Consider the following 20,443-nt stretch of genomic DNA (forward strand, 5'->3'; position numbering starts at 1 on the left):
CGAACGAATATTCTCAACCACTTTCCTGTTAGAGTGCTCCCTAAGAAAGCCTCCTTCAATCGGGGGGCTAGGGCTAGAACCTAGATTTCCGACCATTTTGCGCAAAAAAATCTGTTATTTCTTTTTTTTGACACGTCATTTCACTTATAGGTGATCGCCAGCTTTGTAACCCATTGATTTTCATAGCACCAATTTCTTCTCCGTTAGATATCTTTCGGGTCAAGACATTAGGAACTCCATAAACGCTTCAACCTGATACGGATGTCGGGGGAGCGAAGAAAGTCGAAACCCCGCCTCGTGCGGGGTTTCTTTATTTAGGGTGGTTGACGCTCTAATCATCCACCTGCCGGCGCCTCGCACGGTTCCCCGCGTGGAGCGATGAAGCGCGATCCACCCAGGGCCGACTTCCGTGCGCCGATCAGCCATTTCCCACGCTGCAACTGCATTGCCCCCTCCCTGCACCGCCCATAGCCTCTTTCCCCGGCGCCTAAGAAACGCTTACTCACACAGCGGTGTAACCGCTCCCGATAGCTCAGCGGCTTTTTTGTGCACGCTTCATACTCGCGCGCTCAAAACCTCTGCTCTGTCGGGAGTGGGCTAATACAAGACCCGAAAGGGGAATATGCCCGGCCTCTGTGTGGGTTTCTTAGGTTCTGTACGAAAAGTCGGTGCAGGTAGAATTGCCGCCATGATTGGCTGGAGGCCCACATGGCAAGGCGCTACGAACTCCCGGATGCGGGCTGGGAGTTGATCAAGGATCTGGTTTCCCCGGAACAGAAGATGGGCCGACCTCGAAGTGATGATCGGTTGGTGCTGAACGGCATCTTCTGGATCCTCTGCTCCGGAGCCGCCTGGCGTGATCTGCCGGAGCGTTTCGGCCCGTGGTCGACGGTGTATCAACGGTTCCGTGACTGGCGAGACGACGGCACGTTTGACCGAGTACTTGAGCGATTGCACGTCCGGCTGAATCAGGAAGGCCTGATTGACCTGGAGTCGTGGATGATCGACTCCACTGCGGTGCGCGCAACCCGAGCCTCTTCTGGCGCCGGGAAAAAGGGGGGCCAGAAGAACCGGTAGACCATGCATTGGGACGTAGTCGAGGCGGCCTGACCACCAAGATTCACCTGATCTGCGATGCCAATGGGATACCTCTTCGCTTCATGCTGTCACCGGGGCAGGCCAGCGACATTGCACATGCTCAGCCGCTCTTGGATCAGGTGCGTATTCCCGGAAAGTCGGGACGGCCTCGTAAGCGCTGCCGCTGGTTACTGGCAGACAAAGGTTACGATGCCGAACATCTGCGCCAGTACTGCGACCGCTACCGCATGCAGCCGGTGATTCCGCAGCGCACCATGAAGCGCAAACCCAAGCCAGGACTACCCCGACTGTTTGATCGTCCGAAATACCGGCAACGGAACATCATCGAGCGGATGTTTGGCTGGCTGAAAGAGAACCGGAGAATTGGCACCCGCTACGACAAGCTCGCCAGAAGTTTTGGCGCGATGGTCACGCTGGCTTGCACGCTGCGATGCCTACGGCAGTACTTTTCGTACAGAACCTAACTCCCGACACCAACAGCCCCAAGAAAGCTGTCGATCACATAGAGGTAATGGATATGCCCGAGTTTCCCCAACTCAATCCCACGCCCCCGGCCGATGCCGAAGTCCTCCTGCCCAGCCTGTTCATCCGCCACAAGCGCCAGTTGCGCGCGGTGTTGCTGGAGGCTGAGCCCTGGTTTCCCGCCAGCGACCTGTTCCGCCTGATTCACCATCCGCTGCTGTCGGAGCGGGTGCGGCGCAACCTGGACGACGACCAGTGGCAGCGGGCCTGGATGCGCAACAGCAACGGCGAATTCGAGGAGGAGTTCCTGATCAGCGAGTCCGGTGCCTATGCCGTGCTGATGTTCTATTTCCACCCCGAGAACCGCGCCATCCGCCGCTGGATCACCCAGCAGGTGATTCCCCGCCTGCGGGACGAAGGGCGCCTCAAGGGCCAGCGTCCCCGCCGCGACGTGATCCCGTGGCGGGAGCACGAACTGGAGGTGCTGCACTGGCAAGGTCGCACCTGGCTGGATGTGAGTGAGTGCCATCGCTTGTTGCAGCGGCCGGAACGGGTGATTGGCTGAGCCACCAGAAACCCGCTCGCAACTTGCAACTTCGCAGATACCGCCTTGATCGCTAGCGAGCAAGGCGGTATCTACGCGACTGGAGTTCAAAGGGTGATTGCACTGCAGCAACGAACCCTGCCAAGGAGCCAATTGGGGCCATCCAGTTACGTAGGGTGGATGACGCTCTTCTCATCCACCAGCTCTTCCACCCGCAACACCAATGGCTCAAGGAGGGGTCATGTCCAACTACCGTCGCGCCCGGATGCGCGGGGGCACCTACTTCTTCACCGTCAACCTGCGTAACCGGCACAGCGACCTGCTGGTCCGCGAAATCCACCTGCTTCGCGCCGTGGTACAGTCGGTCAAACACCGCCGCCCCTTCCATATCGATGCCTGGGTCGTGCTCCCCGAACACATGCACTGCCTCTGGACCCTGCCACCGGGCGACGACGACTTCGCCATGCGCTGGCGCTCGATCAAATTCGCCTTCTCCAAGCGCCTGGCCGACACCGAATCCCGCACCGAGGCTCAACGCACCCGGGGCGAACGCGGCATCTGGCAACGCCGCTATTGGGAACACCTGATCCGCGACGACCTCGATTACCAACGGCACTTCGATTACATCCACATCAACCCGGTGAAACACGGCCATGTGCGGCGGGTATGCGATTGGCCGTATTCGAGTTTTCACCGGGCGGTGCGGGATGGCATCTACCCGGCGGATTGGGCCGGTGATGGCTTGGCGGACGACGATGTCCGCTGGGGAGAATGAGCCGGATTCGGGCCTCGCCTGGTGGATGAAAAGTGCGTCATCCACCCTACGCCGCCTTCACGCTTCTGCCTGCCCGATCAGCCATTTCCCACGCTGCAACTGCATTGCCCCCTCCCTGCACCGCCCATAGCCTCTTTCCCCGGCGCCTAAGAAACGCTTACTCACGTAGCGGTGTAACCGCTCCCGATAGCTCAGCGGCTTTTTTGTGCGCGCTTCATACTCGCGCGCTCAAAACCTCTGCTCTGTCGGGAGTGGGCTAATACAAGACCCGAAAGGGGAATATGCCCGGCCTTCTACGTGGGGTTTCTTAACTCCCGACGCCAACAGCCCGAGGAAGGCTGCCCACTTCACGTAGAGGTAATGGATATGCCCAAGTCTCCCCCGTTTCACCCCACGCCTCCGGCCGATGCCGAAGTCCTCCTGCCCAGCCTGTTCATCCGCCACAAGCGCCAGTTGCGCGCGGTGTTGCTGGAGGCTGAGCCCTGGTTTCCCGCCAGCGACCTGTTCCGCCTGATTCACCACCCGCTGCTGTCGGAACGGGTGCGGCGCAACCTGGACGACGACCAGTGGCAGCGGGCCTGGATGCGCAACAGCAACGGCGAATTCGAGGAGGAATTCCTGATCAGCGAGTCCGGTGCCTATGCCGTGCTGATGTTCTATTTCCACCCCGAGAACCGCGTCATCCGCCGCTGGATCACCCAGCAGGTGATTCCCCGCCTGCGGGACGAAGGGCGCCTCAAGGGCCAGCGTCCCCGCCGCGACGTGATCCCGTGGCGGGAGCACGAACTGGAGGTGCTGCACTGGCAAGGTCGCACCTGGCTGGACGTGAGTGAGTGCCATCGCTTGTTGCAGCGGCCGGAACGGGTGATCGGCTGAGCCACCAGAAACCCGCTCGCAACTTGCAACTTCGTAGGGTGGATGACGCTCTTCTCATCCACCGCTTTGAAAGGCGACTCAGGAGGAATCATGTCCAACTACCGCCGTGCAGTTCGCGCAGGACTGGCCGTATTCGAGCGTTCATCGGGCGGTGCGGGATGGAATCTATCCGGTGGATTGGGCGGGCATTGCGTTGGAGGAGGACGCGGAGACCTGGGGCGAGTGAGTACGGGATCGGCTCTGGTTGGTGGATGAGAAAAGCGTCATCCACCCTACGCAACTGGTTGGTGGATGAGAAGAGCGTCATCCACCCTACGCGACTGGAGTTCGAACGGCGATCACTGCAGCAACGAACCCTGCCAAGGAGTCGATTGGTGCCATCCAGGCAAGCCAGGTGCGGAGCATTGAGGTCAGTTGCCATGACCCTGCGAGAGCTCCGATGCACGAATGGCCTGGTCACAACTGGCGGTATCTTCTGTCCACCGGCGCTGCATGTACTTCTCCGCCCCGCCCTTGAACCCTCCTTGGGCACAGGCGTAGGCGTAGGTCTGGACGTCCACCATGGACTGGCGGCAAGCGTGATATGAGGTCAGGGCCTGTCTTTTCCGATAATGATCGGGCCAGTCATCCAGCTTTCTCACCACCTCTTCAGCCACCTGGTAGAGGAGCCCCGTGGCATTGGGATCGCTACAGATTTCGGTGACCCTGGCATGCAGGGCATGGGCTTCCTCGATCAGCAGCCTGGCCTTGTTCGCCGCTTCCGCATCGGTGTAGACGGCTTCGACCTGCGCCCCGGCAATCACCGGCCATGCCATGGCCAAGACGAGATGAAAGGCTTTCATCACTCAGCATCCTCCTGCGCGACCCGGATCAAAAAAAAGGGCCTGACGTCGACTCGCGACGGGGCCCTCAAAGGGTGACAACCACAATCCTCCACCTGGCCGGAACACCGCCAACGACTCGCCATTTCAGTGCGAGTCGAAGCGGCCCGTCATCAGTCTTCTGCGGGCACTACACCGCGTCGTGAAAACAGCACGGGAGCACCGCCGCCGTTGAGCAGCACAGCCGTCAAGGAGACGCCATCAGCCGACAGCTGCTCCTGGAAGCTCTGGCCGCCATCGCTGCTGCGCACCATCAGCCCATCGAGGCCCACCACCAGCACCTGGGGACCGGACACCGCAATGGACGTGACCGAACTCTTGCTCTCCAGCGGCAGACGACGGAAGTCCTTGCCCTCGGCGGTACCGTGCAACAGCGTGCCGCGCTGGCCGCCGACCAGCAGGCTTCCATCGGCCAGCACCGCGCCGGACCAGAGGGTGCCTTCGTAACCGGTATCCAGGTAACTCCAGCTCTTGCCTTTGTCCTCGGAGCGCAGCACCTGGCCCTGTTCGGCCGTGGCATACAGGCGGCCGTGTCCATCGGCAAACAGCCCCATCAGATTGAGGTCAGCCCGGCTGGACCCCGGTGGGGCCTGCACCGTCTGCTCCGCCCAGGTCCGCCCACCGTCATCGGTCGTCAGCACCAGGGACCAGAGGCCAACCGCGACACCCTGCCGGGCGTTGAAGAAATGCACGGCGAACAGTGGCCGGTCCTCTTCGCTGGACAGGCGCTGGATCTGCCAGGAGTCACCACCGTCCGAGGTGGACAGGATCGCGCCCCAGTGGCCAACGGCCCAGCCCTGCTTGTCATCGACGAAAGACACGCCGTTGAGCGGCGAGGACAGCGGCACCGAGTTGGCCTGGCGAAAGCTTTTCCCCTGGTCGTCGGACAGCAGCACCATGCCGTGGTCGCCCACGGCGACCACGCGATCCTTCGCCCAGGCGGCCCCCAGCAGGGTGGCCTGCGTGGCATGGCCCGCCTGGGCGGCCGGCACGGGTTGCAATGGCGCGGCCTGGAGCGGGAACAGCGGCAACACTGTGGCGAGCAGGGTCCCCATGAATGAAGTCAGGTATCGCATCTCTCTCTCCTCAGTGCGCCAGCGCGCCGACCATGCGCACGGGGCGCTTGCGCGGGAACACCCGCTCCAGCCAGACGGCGAAGGCCGGCAGCACGGTCATGGCCATGATCATGTTGACCATGAACATGAAGGCGAGCAGCTTGCCCATGTCGGCCTGGAACTTGAGATCGGAGAACGCCCAGGTCGCGACGCCGATCGCCAGTGTGATCGCGGTGAAGATGGTCGCCACGCCGACCTCCAGCAGGGCGTGCTCGACGGCCTTGGTGATCGGCTGGCCGTGGGCCTGGTGCAGTTGCAGGCGGTTGTAGATGTAGAAGGCGTAATCGACGCCGATACCCACCGCCAGCACCATCACCGGCAAGGTGGCGATGGTCAGGCCGATCTGCAGTTCCTTCATGAACCAGTAGCCGATGAAGGTGCCGATGGTCAGGGGCAGGCAGCACACCAGCACCGCTCGCAGGTCGCGATAGACGACGAGCACCAGCAGCGCGATGGCGGCGTAGACGTACAGCAGCATGGGCGTCTCGCTTTTTTCCACCTCCTCGTTGATGGCCGCCAGGACACCGGCGTTGCCCGAGGCGAGACGCATGGTGACGCCCGGCATGGAATATTTGGCGCGAAACGCCTTGGCCGCCTCGAGCACCCGGTTGATGGTCGTCGCCTTGTGATCCGCCAGGTACAGATGCACGGCGGTCATGCTGCAATCGGAACGCATGATTCCTGCAACCCGCGCCACCTCGGTAGCCAGTGCGGAGTAGTTCAGCGGATCGATGGGGACCGCACTCATCTTTGGATTCCCCTCGTTGTAACCCTCGTTGTACTGGCGCATGAGGGTGGAGAACGAGGCGACCGACAACACTCCGGGAACGCCCTGCATGGCCCATACGAAGTTGTCCTGGTACTGCCCCAGGGCGACGTTCTCGCAGGCGCCGGGCGGCACCTCGCCCGACGCGTCAGGGCTGACCTCGAACACCACGCTGAGCCAGTCCAGACCGATGTCGTAGCTGCCGGCGATGGACACCGCATCGCGGTTGAAACGGGCGTCCTCGCGCAGCTCCGGCGCACCGGCCTGCAGCGTGCCGACAACCCGGTCATGGCTCTGCCAGACCGCCGCAATGAAGACGAGCACGGCGACACCAAGCACGACCTGGGCGTTGCGCCATTCGGCGAGCCGCGCCAGCCCATGCAGCCAACGCGCGCGGCGCTCGCGGGAAACCTCCTCGGCGACCGCGTAGCTGCCCTCCACCTTCAGCATCGACGCCACCAGCGGCAGCATCACCAGGTTGGTGATGATCTTGTAGGCCACGCCGAGCGATGCGGTAATGGCCAGTTCGCGCACCATCGGAATCGGGATCAGCAGCAGGGTGACGAAGGACACGAAGGCCGTCACCAGGGCCAGCGTGCCCGGAATCAGCAGGCCACTGAAGCTGGAGCGCGCAGCCTCCTCGGCGCTCTTGCCGCAGGCGATTTCCCGCACGATGTAGTTGATCTGCTGCACGCCATGGGACACACCGATGGCGAACACCAGGAAGGGCACCAGCACGGCGAGGGGATCGAGGCCGTAGCCAAGCAGGCGCAGGCTGCCGAACTGCCAGATCAGCGAGGTCAGCGAGCAACCCAGCGCCAGCAGGGTGAAGCGCACGGAATGGCAATACCAGTAGACCGCCGCGGCGGTCAGCAGCAGCGCCAGCAGGCAGAACTCCAGAACCGCGGAGGCACCATCGGCGATATCGCCAATCTGCTTGGCGAAGCCAATGATCTGGATCTCGAACGCCTCGTCCTCGAACTGCGCGCGGATCTGCTGCTCCAGCACCTGGTTGTAGGCCACGTAATCCAGCTGCTGGCCATTTTCGTCGAGCTCGTTGAGCTCGGCGGTGATCATCGCGCTGCTCTGATCGCGCGCCACCAGGGTGCCGATGAAACCGCCCTGGGCCGTGGAGTTGGCGATCTTGTCGACGACCCCCTGGTCGAGACGCTCGGGCGTCACGGTGCCGGGGATCAGCGGATCGGCGCGAAAGCCCTCCTCGGTGATCTCGTTGACGAAGGAGTTGGGCGTCCACAGCGACTGCACGCTGCTGCGCGAGACCCCGGGCAGGAAGGTCACCGCCTGGGTCACGTCGTACAGCCGCTTGAGCCCCGCCACGTTCCAGATCGAGCCGTCGCGGGCCTTGACCACAATCGTCAGGCGATTGGCACCGATCAGGTCGGTGCGGTAGGCCTGGAAGGTCTCGACGTATTCATGGCCTATGGGCAACTGCTTCTCGAAGCCGGCGTCCATGCGCAGCTGAATGGCAAACCAGGCCATGCCCAAGGTGAAGAGAGCGAGCAACACCAGCACCAGCCGGCGCTGGCGAAACAGCCAAGCCTCCAGGCGTGGCAGCACGCCACGCCCTCCCTTAGCGGACCCATCTACAACTGGAGTATTCACTGCATGCCTCACATCGAGTGCGAAATCGCCACGCCGACGTAATCGCGATCACGCAGCAGTTGGTCGTAAGAGGTGTCGCCATCGTTGAACTTCGCGTAGTTCAGGCTGACCTGCCAGTTACCCGGGTTGCGCACGAAGTTCAGGTACAGGTTCATCGAGCTGGCATCGCGGGAGTAGGTCGAATAGACCGATGGCGTGCGCCCATTGCCCAGCGACTGCTGGTAGTAGATGCCCGGGGTCACGGTCCAGCCCGGGATCAGGGTGCTGTCATAGGTCAGGCTGAAGTCGAGGTGGATCCCCGAGGAGGTCGCGTCGCCGTGGGACTTGGGCGGGAACTGCGACAGGTCCTCGACCCAGGTGTTGGCCCCGGGGGCGACCAGCTCGCCATCGTAGCTGTCGTGCAGCCCCGGATACTTCACCAGCACCAGTTCCGACAGCAGGGTACCGGTGCTGGCCCCGGTGAACTCGAGGAGGTCCGGAGAGTTGGCGTTGGTCATGCTGTAGATGCCGGTCAGGTGCCACTGGAATTTCTTGGTGTCCTTCCAGCACTCCCCGCCCCGCCCCGAACAAGGCGCGGGGCCGAATGCAAGGCCAGGCAGGGGGTTGAGCGGTACGGCCTCCTTGGGCCGATAGGACAGCTCGGTGCCCACGGCCCAGTCGCCGACCGGCAGGTTGGCGCTGATGCCGTAGAGCATGCGGTCTTCCGGATAGACCCAGGTGGGCGCGAAGGTGGCCTGGTTGTAACTCAGCGACGGCAGCTTGTCGTGATAGCGCATCACGTAGAAACCGTAGTTGACGTCGCTGTCCTCCGGCTGCCAGCGCACCGAGAGGCCCCATTGACCGCTGTCGCGAGCATCCTTGTCGTCGAAGCCGTAAGCCTCCAGGCCTTCACCAAGCGCATGGGTGGTCGACCAGTAGCTGCCCACCGGCGGCAGTTCACTCTTGTTCCAGGCGAACTGGTAGTAGGCCTCGACGTTCACGCCATGGCCCAGCCCGGTGGCGACGCTGAGCATCGGCGCCGGCAGCACGGCCTCCTTGAGCTGCACCCCCGGGCTCGACAGTGCCTGGAAGTCGTAGGCGTTGGTGGCGTTGATACCGCCCACCGCGAACAGACTCTCGCCCCAGTTGATCACCTGGTTGCCCAGGCGCGCGCGGACCCGCTGGTCCCCCACATCGAAGCTCTTGCTCACCCACAGATCGAGCAGGCGCGCCTTGAACTCCAGGTCGTCGCGGGCGTCGTCGGTCAGCCCGTCACTGCCGATGTCCGAGCCCATGGCCTGCCGGAACTGGGTTTCCGCAGCCAGCGCGCCGGTGGTGTCGGTGGCGGCGAAGTCGCGCTTCCAGCTGCCGCGCGCCATGAAGGTGAAGTCCTCGGGGAACTTCAATACCAGTTCGTGAACGCCCTTGACGTAGTGGGTGAACAGGTCGCCCTTGTCGTAGTTGAGGTTGCCCTGATCGCCGATCCCGGAGACGGTCGGATCCAGACAGCCAGGCGCACTGCTGCCAGTGGCACCGGCGTTGACCAGATCGCAGCCCTGAGACTGGGTGCGCACCCCCATGCCCCAGCCAATGGTGGAATCGAACGAGCCACGGATATTCTCCGTCTCGAAGGTGAAGCCCATGGCCAGCGGCGCTGTGCAGGCGATGACCAGACCCGATGCTTTAGCGATTGTTCTTTTCATGTCGGCTCCCGAGATTCGCAATTAGCGCTCGCTGATGGTCCGCAGGTTGTCGGAGGTGTAGAAATCGCGCTTATGCCGCGGGTTGCCTTCGCTCTCGGTCAGCCAGCGGAGATCCTTGCCAGCGCCGATGGTGCCCAGGTCGAAAAGGTAACGGCCGTCCGCCAGGTTGTACTGCACCAGGGCCTGCGTGTCGCAAGCACCGGTCTCGTACACAGGAATCGGGAATCCCTCGCGTACCTTCCAGATCTGCCCTTGCTTGTCGTAGTCGACGGCCATCACGGCGTTCCAGCTGTCCTCGTCGATATAGAACAGGCGCTTCGGCGCCTGGTGGCGCATGCCCTGGCGGACATTGGCCTCGACGACCCACACACGATGCAGTTCGTAGCGACGCGACTCGGGCACGAGCGAATCGTCCTGGGCGACCTCATCGAACTTGGCGGACGTGTCGTAGGCGCCAAAGGCGTTGTAGGGCACGATCAACTCCTGCTTGCCGACCAGCGTCCAGCCGAAGCGATCCAGGGGACCGAAGAAGATGTTCGCTTCATCGACGGTGTACTGGTTATCCATGCCGATCTGCGGGGCGTCGTAGGAGTAGGCGGGCATGCGCCGTACACGACGCTGACCAGGGAAATAATAGAAGGTGGCCGACTGCTCTCCGGCTGTGACGGTTCCCACGGCAGCCTGCCCCGCCAGGGCAGCCGGCTCCAGGAAGGAAAAGTAAGTGGCGTTTTCCAGCCGGCCTACGGAAGAGAACAGTGCACTCCCCTTCTCGCCCCAAGGGGTAAAGAAGGACAGATCATTCGAGATGCGCAGCCAATCCCCTCCCCCCTTGCGCGGGGAGATCCCGGCGATGCTCTTGGGAATGTCGACGCCAACGCCGCGGTAGCGCATCTTCATGTTCCACATGACCTCGGCGCCGGTCGTCGGCATGGGGAACGGCACGCCGGGAACATGCGCCTCCTGCAACGCCAGCCCCTCGGCGTCCAGGCTGGCGAAACCGACGTTCTTCTTCGTATTCTCGGCCACGAAATCGGGAGCGCCACAGCTACGGCGGGTCGGATAGACATCCATGCGATAGCCTGGAATCTTCTTGAACAGCTCAAGCTGGCCGGGCGAAAGCTTGCTTGCGTGCTGCGAGACGTTGTTGGCGTCGATGCTGAACTGCGGCTTGTCGTCCTTGAACTTCCAATGCTGGCCACGTATCTGGCCGTAGCTCCAACCCACGTCCTGCTGGCCAGGTGGCGTCCAGGCCGGGATCACCCCATCGGCACTTGCCGCGACCTCGCCGCCCAGCGGGGTCAGCTTCGTACCCAGCAATGCAGGATCCTTCTCCGCAGCCTGAACCGAACAGATTGCAGTCGATGCCGCAATGGCCACGAGCAGATGCCTGACGCCACGGCGGGTGGAAATGCCGACTTCTGGGCGCTCAATCACTTCATTCATTGGAAGGTCCTCACGGGGCGTTGACCGGCGGCGCGACCTTCCTGGAGGGAAGGATCGGCTTGTGCCGCATTTTCTTAATCAAGTGACATGATCAAATGAACAAGTCCGATGACTACAAAGCAAGCCACATGCCAAACGCCAAGAAACTGAAAATCTCTTTATTTATCAGCTCGTTATGAAAATTAAGCACCTGATCGGCGATACCTGTCACCTCAAGAGCGCACCAGTGCGTGTCAGCAGGCCGCACCATTTTGGGAATTTACGGAACACGTGTTACGAAGATATACCGGGATCAGGGGTCACCGGAGAGAGGGCAAATGCAGGACCTGTTTACAACTTAGTCGCACCGCCGAAGACCCGCCCATGTCTCGACGAACGATGATCCTGTAGCATCCGGCGACATTGACGCCGAGACCGCAGCGGCAGCGCTGCAAGAATGGAGATGACTCAGACATGGCCAGAGTAGGTGCCGAACTGCGCAGACAGGACTTCGTAGAGGCGACTGTCAGAGTGATTGCCGAACATGGGGTGGCCGATGCAACGACTCGGCGCATTGCCGCCGCGGCAGGCTCCCCATTGGCATCGCTGCACTATGTATTCCACACGAAAGACGACCTTTTCTATGCGGTCTACGAGTCGCTCTTCAACATGCCGCAGGAGGCCATGGAGCATCTACCTCCCGGCGCCACGCCCGCTGAAACCGTGGCGGAGGTGCTGCGCCGGTTGATCGAATGGTTCACCGCCAACCCCGAAATGGCTCGCACGCAATCCGAGCTGTTCCTCTGGACCATGCGCAACAAGCCCGAACTGGCGAACCGGATCTACACGACGGCCACCGAGATGACGGAAAAGGCCATTGAGCGGGCTGTGGGCCCGCGACTGGACAAGGCTTTTCTGGCTTCGGTCAGCCGCTTGCTCATCCAGATGACCGATGGCCTGCTCGTCGCCTGGTTTGCCCATGGCGACGTGGAGCGGCTGAAAGAAGAGACCAGGACGGCCTGCCGGGCACTGGCGTTGCTGGTGGAGAACCACTGAGCCCGCCCGCCCCCGTCCCGACCTCAGGGGCTCGTTGGAGCGGCCGACGCGAACCCTGCCGGCCCGCGCTGGGTCTGGGGCTCATCAGGGTTGACGCGCGGGATTCGTGGGTTGGCGGGGGTGGCGCTGCGGCCAGGCCCCCGGAAGTTCAGGCATTCATCGCCACGGCTCAGTAGTGCCTGAAGACGTCACCGATGCTGGCTACCGGGTGCCCGATACGCGGGTCGACCGCCCGATTCGGATGCGTGGGCTTCAGTGCGTAGAGGGTGCTCAGGACCACGGCGAGGGTGACACAAACGAACAGGAAGCGACGCATCGCGAACCTCCAGCATGGGTGCTTTTTATTATTGGTGGGCTGAAGTCTGGACACTGGCGCACGCAAGCGCTTGACAGATCGCGCCAAAAAATTACCAATTCCCGCTTGATGCGGGAGGGTCCGGGAAGGCGCCTCCGGCTGATGTAGTATCGTCGGCGGACCACTACCCGAGGAGGCACGCTCCCCTCCCCTTCAACCGCGGCCGCAGCCTTGCACCGCGCCGTATCCATCACCTGGGCATCGAAATGGCTTCTCTTGTCCGTGGCATCGCCCTGTTGGGATTCGATAAGTTCGCCATCAGCCAGGGACTCGAACCACAGGCCGTCCTGGCTGAAGTCGGACTCCCCAGCGACGCCGTGGACGGCTTGATCTCCGGTACCGAGTTCGTCGCATTGCTGGAGCTGTGCGCGAAGCGCTCGCACAACCCGTTGTTCGGATTGCAACTCGGTCTCCACCAGGGCCCTCAGGCGCTGGGCAGCTTGCTGTACGTGATCAGAAGCACCGGCACCTTGGGCCAGGTACTCGAGGCGTTGACCCGGTACTTCCATTTTCACAGCACCGGGGCGGACCTCCATCTCGAACGACAGGGCGGCACCGCACGACTGCTCTACGATGTAACCGACGGTGACGCCATTGCGGTGAGGCAGACCGTGGAGTTGGCCATGGGCATCTCCGCGCGGCTCATCCAGGGTCTGCTGGGGCATCCCTGGAAACCACTCGGATTGCATTTGCGGCATCCGGTAGCGGAAAAACCCAGCGCTTACCGACAGTTGCTCGGCGTCACGCCGCACTTTGACAGCCCGGTCAATGCGTGGGTATTCGACGAATCCCTGCTGGAGTCTCCCCTGAGTGCCATCGATGCGGGATTCCATGAACTGGCCAGCCGCCATATCGGTGAGCTGGCCCAGATCACCCTGCAGGAACTGCCTCCCTATGTGGGAAAGCTGTTGCGCAGGCGGCTTCCCAGCGGCCAGGTCACCATCGAACACGTCGCGGAGCAGATGAAGATCAGTCCTCGGAGTCTGCAACGCTATCTGCACGCGGAAGGCACCAGCTTTCAAAAACTGCTGGACCAGACACGGCAATCGATGGCGGCTCGTTACATGCGCGACTCCTCCGTGAGCCTGACCCAGCTTTCGGAACTGCTGGGCTATGCCGATCTCAGCGCATTCTCCCGAGCCTTCAGCCGCTGGAACGGCATGAGTCCCCAGAAGTGGAAACAACGCCATCGGCAAACGCAACGGATCGCCATCCCCGGCCCGGGTGAGGCAGCGCCTGACGTCATGACCGGGCAGCCGGTGTTACCCGACAGCGCCAGTGGCACCGGGTGACCGTGCCGCAGCTAACCCGCCGATCATCCGGATGACAGGCCGCCCCGAATGCACAAACGCATGCCGTTCACGCCATTGATTCGAGCCATCGGCCTTGTTGGCTTCGGTGAGTTCGCCAACCGCCAGGGCCTCAATCCGGTCGAAATGCTCCAGCGCGCATCGATACCCCAGGACATCCTGCGCCGGCAGGACGGAATCCTGTCCTACCGCAGATTCAGCGGTCTGCTCGAGCTGTGCGCCCGATGCTCCGGCAATCCCCTGTTCGGCCTGCAGTTCGGGCTCCATCAAGGTGTCGATGTCTTCGGCGAGTTGTTTTATCTGATACGAAACGCCCGGACGGTAGGCGATGCCCTGGCCGAACTGCGGGCGAGCTATTCGCTGTACTTCAACGATGCCGAAATAGGGCTCGACATCGAAGACGGGCGAGCGCGCCTCAGCTACAGCCCGAACGAGCGCGACGTGCCCGGGGTGAGCCAGGTCGAAGAGTCGTCATGCGGAATCGGCTTGCAGTTGATGCGGACGCTCGCGGGAAGCGGCTGGCAGCCCAGAGCGATCCGGCTCAGACATCTGCCGCTCCAGGATGAGTCGCACTACCTGCAGGCCCTGGGTCTGATACCGACTTTCGGTGCGCGCTGCTCCGAGACAGAGTTCGATTCGTCCGACCTGTCGCTGCCCTTGAGCTCGGCGAATGAAACGCTGCACCGCTTGATCGCCGACCACATGAGCAGGATCGAGCGCCTCGCGGCTGACGAACTGCCCAGCTATGTCAGGCAACTGCTGCGCCATCTCCTGCCCTCCGGGCGCGCGACGATCGAGAAGATCGCCGATTGCCTGGCCATTCACCCGCGCACGCTGCAACACTGGCTGGCACAGGAAGGCACGTCCTTCCAACGGCTCCTGGATGAAACCCGACAGGAAATGGCGGGCCAGTGCCTCGCCGACCCCTCGATCAGCATGGCTCAGATGTCCGGGCTGCTCGGCTATTCGAACCCCAGCGGATTCAATCGCGCATTCAATCGATGGTTCGGAATGAGCCCCCTGGAATGGCAAAGGAAACACGGCATCAAACGCCAACCCCGTCTCCTGCGCATCGGGCGCTCTGGCGCCGAGCATTGACGCGGCCAGGCGCTTCGCCTGAAGCCCCGGCAGCTTCTCGCCGGAGAATTCCGCAGTCATCCGTTCGTGGAGGATGGCCCGCCTGAATGGCCAGGCGGCCTTTGAATCCAGTCGTTGAAGCCACCGTTCGGCGGCGACTACCGTTCGTCGCCATTCAGCGGGGTGCTCCAGATCAGCAGCTCAAGCGCTGCGGCGATCTGAATGCGGTGGTCGGCAAGCGGGACGGGCAACAGGTCCTGGGCGCGCTCCAGCCGACGCAACAGGGTGTTGCGGTGCGTACCTAGTGCTTCGGCGGTCTGGGTGATGTTGCAGCCATGGGCCAGGAATGCGTGCAGCGAGCGCTGAAGGACAGTGGACTCCGTCGCCAGCCGCCCCAGCATGCTCGCGACGAACTGCCTGGCCGCACGGTCGTCCTGCGTCATCAGGGAGACCATCCGCACCTGATCGATGCTGGCTACGGAGGGTGCGCCAGCCAACCGCCCCATCAGTCTCTGCGTGGCCAGCGCTTCCAGGTGCGAGCGACGGAAGCCGTTCAGCCCCGCCCCTGGGGAGCCGATTGCTGCGCGGACGCCCGGAAACTGTTGGGCGATGCCCTGCAGCCGATTCAGGTCCAGCGGTTTCGCTGCGCCGCTCCAGACCCACAGGGTCGCGGAACCCGCGAACACCATGAGGGGCTCTGCGGCTCCGGTGAGGCGAGCCAGCGCGTGGGCCGCGTCCTCCAGCGGGCGGATTTCGGCGTCCGGGCTTTCGCTCCAGACGAGGCAGGCACAGTGCTTCTGGGAGAGGGAATAGCCCAGTTGCCTGCCGATCTGCCCGGTATCCACCTCTCTGCCATCGAGCAGTCGACTGACCAGGCTGCGCTTGTCGATATGCTCGTCGCGGGCCTGGGCGTTCTTTTCGTCCAGCATGATCTGGGTCACCAGACGCATGTTGCTGTCGATGAACGCTGAGATCGAACGCGACGAGACCTCCAGCAGTTCCGCAAGCTCCTCAGGATCCTGAGTCAGGCTGAACGCCATCTTCATCCAGAGCTCCCAGGCTGTGTTCTGTGCAGCCCTCGCGGTATTCAGCAGGAGTTCGGACATGCCCCGGCGGGCCAGCTCCCTGGCCGTATCCACCATGTCGGTGGAAACGTAGGGCTCCACCGGTTCTCCGGGGCGCTGCAGGTTCGCGTTCGCCCAATGCAGCAACTCTGCCCGATTGGCTCGCCGGCAAGACGCCAGGATAACCGGGTCCTCCCGCACGCTCGCATCGTCCGGTGTAGCGAAGATCGATTGATTCAGGTGCTCAACCCACTCCGGCGGCAGGCCCTGGGCGATCTCGGCGCCTTTGCGCATGAGCTCACGAACGGCTTCGGAAGGGCGTGGCCAGAGAGGTGGAGTGCTGGTCATGGAAGGTGCAAATCAATCAAAAAGAGCCGGATAAGGTGTGCATTTTGTACCTTACCGCAAGGCAGTGGAAAAAATAGCATGAAGTGGCTGCTTGAGCCCAGGAACCATCACAAGGAGGCACGTTTTCTCCCCATGTTTCTTTGGCATTGGAGCAGCCGAGATCGTAGTGAAGGGCTCGTTCAGCAGTGCCAGTCGATGAGTGCTGGCGATGAACATGCCCGGACACGAACCGTTTCTTTCCCTACCTGTTCGGAGTGTTGTCAATGTCCAACCATCGAGATTCAAGACCAAGCCTGCCAATTGTGAGCCGATCAACTCCCGCGGAAGAGATTGTCCGGCTTTGCGACGAAGTTGGAGCGGTCATCATCCGAAACTTCATGACCGATGAACAGGTAGTGCGAATAAACGCGGAACTCGAAGCGCCGCTTTCAGCGCTGGATGCGGGTTCCAAGCACGAACACGAGTTGATTGCAGAGTTTCATGGTCATCACACCAAACGACTTACCAACCTGATCACACATAGCAAGACCTTTCGTGAGGAAATCCTCGATGACGACCTCTTTCACGAAATGGGCCGCGCGCTTTACGAGCCGGAGTGTGGCGACTGGTGGCTGACAACCGCCCAACTGATAGAAATCGGGCCTGGCAATAAAGCGCAAATGCTGCATCGCGACATGGCCCAGTATCAGCCCTTTGTCGCCATGAACAAGCATGCGCCGCGTGCCATCACCAACCTGATGCTGGCCCTCACCGACTTCACCGAGGAAAACGGCGCTACGCGAGTGATTCCCGGCAGTCAGCACTGGGATGACTTCGAAGATGTGGGGTCGCCAGAGATGACAATCCCTGCCGAGTTGAAAGCCGGTGATGCCGTGCTGTTCGGCGGCAAGGTCGTTCATGGTGGTGGCGCCAACGTCACGACCGATCAGTACCGTCGCGGGCTGACGATTCCGATGCAGGCGTCGATTCTCACGCCCGAAGAAGCCTATCCGCTGATCGTCCCTATGGAGGTGGCCAGAACCCTCTCCCCTCGCGTTCAGAAGATCATCGGCTTCCGCTCTCAGTACCCCAACGGCAGTCCGGGCCTCTGGCAACACAACTACGCCGATCTGGCGGACTATCTCAAGCTCTGACGAACAGGGTCAGTGCGGGGAGGGCCGATCAGGCGTCAGCCCTCTCCACTGACTCCCTCAAATACCGCTTCCCCTTCGCCATGCCCCTGCCTCGAACCTGCTGGCAGGCGCGCCGGCCCGAGCCAGCAACTCCATGTGCCGGACGTTACCGGGCCCTCAGCGCCTGACGAGCGCAGTTTTCGAGCGCAATCGGCATAGGGGGCGGCCTTCACAGGCCGCTCCCCTGCCACACCACCCGGCATGCGGGTCCGCACCGGGCGGTTCGAGGGATTGAGGTCAGGAGAGGCGTGGCACGCCGAGACGGTCAAAGTAGGCAGTCGTCAGCACGCGGTGCACGGCGGAAAGGCTGTTATGCCACCAGCGGCGGCTCAGCGCTGCCACCGATTGCGCCACCTGGGGACTGGCTCCAAGGCGGAGTAGCTCCCGGTAGGTCGTCTTGCCACGGCGCCAGTGCTTGAGGTGAAGGGCACGCAGACGGCGGCGTATCCACTCGTCCAGCGCTCGCCAGATTCGGGGGGTTTGTGCCAGCCCGAAATACCCTTTCCATCCCAAGAGGTAGCTGCGCAGTTTCCCGGCCACATCAGCCAGGCTGCAGCCACCGGACCGGCGGGTCAGTTGCCTGACTCGTTGCTTGAACGTTTCCCGCGCCTTCATCGACACCCCGCGCCGAACCTCGGCGTTCGAGGTCTGCCAAAGGGCATAACCGAGGAATCTCCGGCCAAACGCGCTGACCACCGCACTCTTGCGCTCATTGACGCTCAAGTGCAGCCGCCCATACAGGCGCTTTAGCCAGGCCATCACCCGTTCACCCGCCTTGACGCTGCGGACGTAGACGTTCGCATCATCGGCATAGCGCACGAAACAGTGGCCTCTTCGCTCCAACTCCCGATCCACTTCGTCCAGCAGCACATTCGCCAGTAACGGCGACAGCGGGCCGCCTTGCGGCGCCCCGCAGCGGCTTTTCTCGACCACACCAGCCTTCAGCGTTCCGGCATCCAGATACGCGCGCACCAGCCGGATCACCGACCGGTCCGCAATCCGTTGGCTTAAACGATCAATCAGGATGTCGTGATCGACCCGATCGAAGAACTTCTCCAGGTCCACATCCACCACGATCCGACGCCCTGACGCGACATAACGCTGCGCCGCGAGGATCGCGCCGTGGGCGTTACGGCCAGGGCGAAAACCGTAGCTGTGTTCACTGAAGGTGGGATCAAGGAGTGGCTGCAAGACTTGCAGCAGCGCTTGCTGGATCAGGCGGTCGGTGACCGTCGGAATGCCCAGCTCGCGTTCGCCACCATCCGGCTTGGGAATCACCACGCGGCGTACCGGACTGGGCCGATACGTCCCTGACAACAGCCTATGGCGAATCCCGGCCCACGCGGTCAGCAGGTGCTCGGCCGTCTGTTCAATGTCCAGACCGTCGACACCCGCCGCCCCCTTGTTGGCCTTGACCCTTTTCCAGGCGCGCTGCAGGTTGCCTCTCGCAAGGGCGCGTTGCAGCAGCCCTTGCCCTGCGCTTTCGGGATCACCTTGCGGGCGCAATGCCTCGTCGCTGACGGCGCGATTCACGGCTTCACCGTTTCTCGTCGGCGTCCGCCCCGCGTTTGGCGGGCATCTGACTTCCGGTCATGTCGCATCAAGATGGCCTCCGGCGCTCTCTCTCGTTCGGCCCTTCGTCAAAAAACAACTACTACGGCCTCTGCTGACTTCTCGCTCCGGCTGCCGCCGTCGCCCTTTCAGGCACAAGGCGAGATCTCCCCAGGTAAGAACGCAATCCTTCACCGCACAACCGCCGGATCTACGCCGCCGCCCTTTGACCACGAGGGCTTCGCGGCTTTTTGCCCGCTCGCCCTGGTCGGCATCGCCTTCTATCCGGTTCTTGTTCATCGGCTCGCGGCTTCGCTCCACGCTTCCTCCCCACACTCGGTCACCCTCATGCAGTTGCGCTTCACTTCGTTCGCTGTGGTCAACTCACGGCGGGACTCTCACCCACAAGATTGCGCCCATGCTGGGCGCACAAAAAATACCGCCCCGAAGGGCGGCAAAGGAGCGGGCTTTTGGCCCGCTCTGGAGTATCGGGTGTTCGCTGCCTGGAAGAGACGAGGCTCGCGGTGAGGCGCCAGCTCCGCGCCCCAACCACGAACCACTTCGCGAACAACGGCGCGACTAGCGAGCAGGTACGAACGATCGGGAAGACACGCCCTTCGCACGCTCCAATGCACAGTAGGCGTAATACATCTGGATCGCCGAATAGGACCAGGTGAAGAAGGCCCAGGTCATGAAAATCATGTGGGTGTCGTCGCCCGGGATCGGGAAGAAGTCATAGGTGATCGCCACGGCCAGGAGAACTGCCGCCCCCACTGCGGTAGCCAGGGCGTGCATGCCTTCTCCCGCACGCATCAGTTGCACGATGAAGTAAGACAGATAAATCGAGTAGCCCGACCACATGATCACGTAGAAGTAAGGGCGCGGCTCGTCAAACGAATCAGACAGGTACACGAAGCATGTACCGGCGAATGCCGCCGCAAACAGCATGAGGTCCTTCATAAGCGAAGGCTTGTAATTATGGGTAACCGCCATCAGGCCGAGGGTGGCGATGATCGGCATGCCGAAGCTTCTGGAGAAGGAATCAAGGAAGAGCGAAATACCGTAGTTGAACTCGGAGCTCGTCGCGATGAATACGAGGAAATTCGACGCAGAGAAACCGACGACCCACCACTCCAGACCTAGCAGATAATTCTTTCTCCTGATGAACTTTGCCCCATAGACCCATCCGGAAAGAGCCAACAAAAGACACGAAACAAGCGCAAGGATATCTATGACTTGCATAACGACAGCCTCTATCAAGTATTT

The 20,443-nt window shown here is 62.1% G+C and carries 17 protein-coding genes; 8 read left to right on the forward strand and 9 right to left on the reverse strand.

Going from position 1 to position 20,443, the window contains the following annotated elements; all coding sequences use genetic code 11:
* The first annotated feature begins 708 nt into the window (after window positions 1–708).
* The 4 genes from KF707C_RS19190 (at window position 709) to KF707C_RS19205 (ending at window position 3,755) form a co-directional block, all read left to right on the forward strand.
* Window positions 709–1,562 (forward strand): IS5 family transposase gene (locus KF707C_RS19190; protein ID WP_085986648.1). Its coding sequence is split into 2 segments (ribosomal slippage): window positions 709–1,051 and window positions 1,051–1,562, totalling 855 coding nucleotides; the frame shifts between segments, so codons are not numbered across the junction.
* Window positions 1,563–1,615: 53 nt separating this feature from the next.
* Complete coding sequence (locus KF707C_RS19195) at window positions 1,616–2,125, forward strand: BRO-N domain-containing protein (RefSeq protein ID WP_231992281.1); 510 nt, start codon at window positions 1,616–1,618, stop codon at window positions 2,123–2,125.
* A 220-nt stretch (window positions 2,126–2,345) separates the two neighbouring features.
* On the forward strand, window positions 2,346–2,879 hold the full coding sequence (locus tag KF707C_RS19200) for an REP-associated tyrosine transposase (protein WP_003450288.1): 534 nt from the start codon (window positions 2,346–2,348) through the stop codon (window positions 2,877–2,879).
* Between the two features lie 366 nt (window positions 2,880–3,245).
* The gene (locus KF707C_RS19205; protein WP_231992282.1) at window positions 3,246–3,755 is read left to right on the forward strand and encodes a BRO-N domain-containing protein; all 510 of its coding nucleotides are present in this window, start codon (window positions 3,246–3,248) and stop codon (window positions 3,753–3,755) included.
* Between the two features lie 410 nt (window positions 3,756–4,165).
* Here the strand turns inward: KF707C_RS19205 and KF707C_RS19210 are convergent, their stop codons facing one another.
* The 5 genes from KF707C_RS19210 to KF707C_RS19230 form a co-directional block, all read right to left on the reverse strand.
* Window positions 4,166–4,597 (reverse strand): hypothetical protein, encoded by a 432-nt coding sequence (locus KF707C_RS19210; protein ID WP_036990866.1) that lies wholly within the window; start codon window positions 4,595–4,597, stop codon window positions 4,166–4,168.
* A 152-nt stretch (window positions 4,598–4,749) separates the two neighbouring features.
* Window positions 4,750–5,712 carry a WD40/YVTN/BNR-like repeat-containing protein gene (locus KF707C_RS19215; RefSeq protein WP_003448230.1) on the reverse strand — a complete coding sequence of 321 codons (963 nt, stop codon included), beginning with the start codon at window positions 5,710–5,712 and terminating at the stop codon, window positions 4,750–4,752.
* 10 nt (window positions 5,713–5,722) lie between these two features.
* Entirely contained in the window at window positions 5,723–8,095 is a 2,373-nt protein-coding gene (locus tag KF707C_RS19220) for an efflux RND transporter permease subunit (protein WP_003448232.1), read from the reverse strand.
* A 53-nt stretch (window positions 8,096–8,148) separates the two neighbouring features.
* The gene (locus KF707C_RS19225) at window positions 8,149–9,822 is read right to left on the reverse strand and encodes a DUF1302 domain-containing protein (protein ID WP_003448235.1); all 1,674 of its coding nucleotides are present in this window, start codon (window positions 9,820–9,822) and stop codon (window positions 8,149–8,151) included.
* Between the two features lie 21 nt (window positions 9,823–9,843).
* On the reverse strand, window positions 9,844–11,265 hold the full coding sequence (locus KF707C_RS19230; RefSeq protein ID WP_003448236.1) for a DUF1329 domain-containing protein: 1,422 nt from the start codon (window positions 11,263–11,265) through the stop codon (window positions 9,844–9,846).
* A 453-nt stretch (window positions 11,266–11,718) separates the two neighbouring features.
* Here KF707C_RS19230 and KF707C_RS19235 point away from each other — a divergent pair, with 453 nt between their 5' ends.
* Window positions 11,719–12,300 (forward strand): TetR/AcrR family transcriptional regulator, encoded by a 582-nt coding sequence (locus KF707C_RS19235; RefSeq protein WP_036990869.1) that lies wholly within the window; start codon window positions 11,719–11,721, stop codon window positions 12,298–12,300.
* A gap of 169 nt (window positions 12,301–12,469) precedes the next feature.
* Here KF707C_RS19235 and KF707C_RS19240 read toward each other — a convergent pair whose 3' ends face one another.
* Window positions 12,470–12,616 (reverse strand): hypothetical protein, encoded by a 147-nt coding sequence (locus KF707C_RS19240; protein ID WP_003448238.1) that lies wholly within the window; start codon window positions 12,614–12,616, stop codon window positions 12,470–12,472.
* Window positions 12,617–12,861: 245 nt separating this feature from the next.
* On the opposite strand from KF707C_RS19240, the gene qhpR reads away from it, so the two are divergent.
* A complete protein-coding gene (qhpR, locus tag KF707C_RS19245; protein WP_069776278.1) occupies window positions 12,862–13,947 on the forward strand; it encodes an AraC-like transcriptional regulator QhpR in 1,086 nt (361 codons plus the stop codon).
* A 48-nt stretch (window positions 13,948–13,995) separates the two neighbouring features.
* The gene (locus KF707C_RS19250; protein ID WP_003448241.1) at window positions 13,996–15,063 is read left to right on the forward strand and encodes an AraC family transcriptional regulator; all 1,068 of its coding nucleotides are present in this window, start codon (window positions 13,996–13,998) and stop codon (window positions 15,061–15,063) included.
* A 137-nt stretch (window positions 15,064–15,200) separates the two neighbouring features.
* On the opposite strand, the gene KF707C_RS19255 is transcribed toward KF707C_RS19250, so the two are convergent.
* On the reverse strand, window positions 15,201–16,400 hold the full coding sequence (locus KF707C_RS19255) for a PucR family transcriptional regulator (RefSeq protein ID WP_036990872.1): 1,200 nt from the start codon (window positions 16,398–16,400) through the stop codon (window positions 15,201–15,203).
* A 317-nt stretch (window positions 16,401–16,717) separates the two neighbouring features.
* Between KF707C_RS19255 and KF707C_RS19260 the strand changes: the two genes are divergently transcribed.
* Window positions 16,718–17,587 carry a phytanoyl-CoA dioxygenase family protein gene (locus tag KF707C_RS19260; RefSeq protein ID WP_036990874.1) on the forward strand — a complete coding sequence of 290 codons (870 nt, stop codon included), beginning with the start codon at window positions 16,718–16,720 and terminating at the stop codon, window positions 17,585–17,587.
* A gap of 276 nt (window positions 17,588–17,863) precedes the next feature.
* Here the strand turns inward: KF707C_RS19260 and ltrA are convergent, their stop codons facing one another.
* Both ltrA and KF707C_RS19275 read right to left on the reverse strand, forming a co-directional pair.
* Window positions 17,864–19,159: a group II intron reverse transcriptase/maturase gene (ltrA, locus tag KF707C_RS19265; RefSeq protein ID WP_003448247.1), complete on the reverse strand. Its 1,296-nt coding sequence runs from the start codon at window positions 19,157–19,159 to the stop codon at window positions 17,864–17,866.
* A 597-nt stretch (window positions 19,160–19,756) separates the two neighbouring features.
* Window positions 19,757–20,419 (reverse strand): hypothetical protein, encoded by a 663-nt coding sequence (locus tag KF707C_RS19275; protein ID WP_081608018.1) that lies wholly within the window; start codon window positions 20,417–20,419, stop codon window positions 19,757–19,759.
* Window positions 20,420–20,443 lie beyond the last annotated feature (24 nt).

This window comes from Pseudomonas furukawaii (assembly GCF_002355475.1).
In the GTDB taxonomy this organism is placed as follows: domain Bacteria; phylum Pseudomonadota; class Gammaproteobacteria; order Pseudomonadales; family Pseudomonadaceae; genus Metapseudomonas; species Metapseudomonas furukawaii.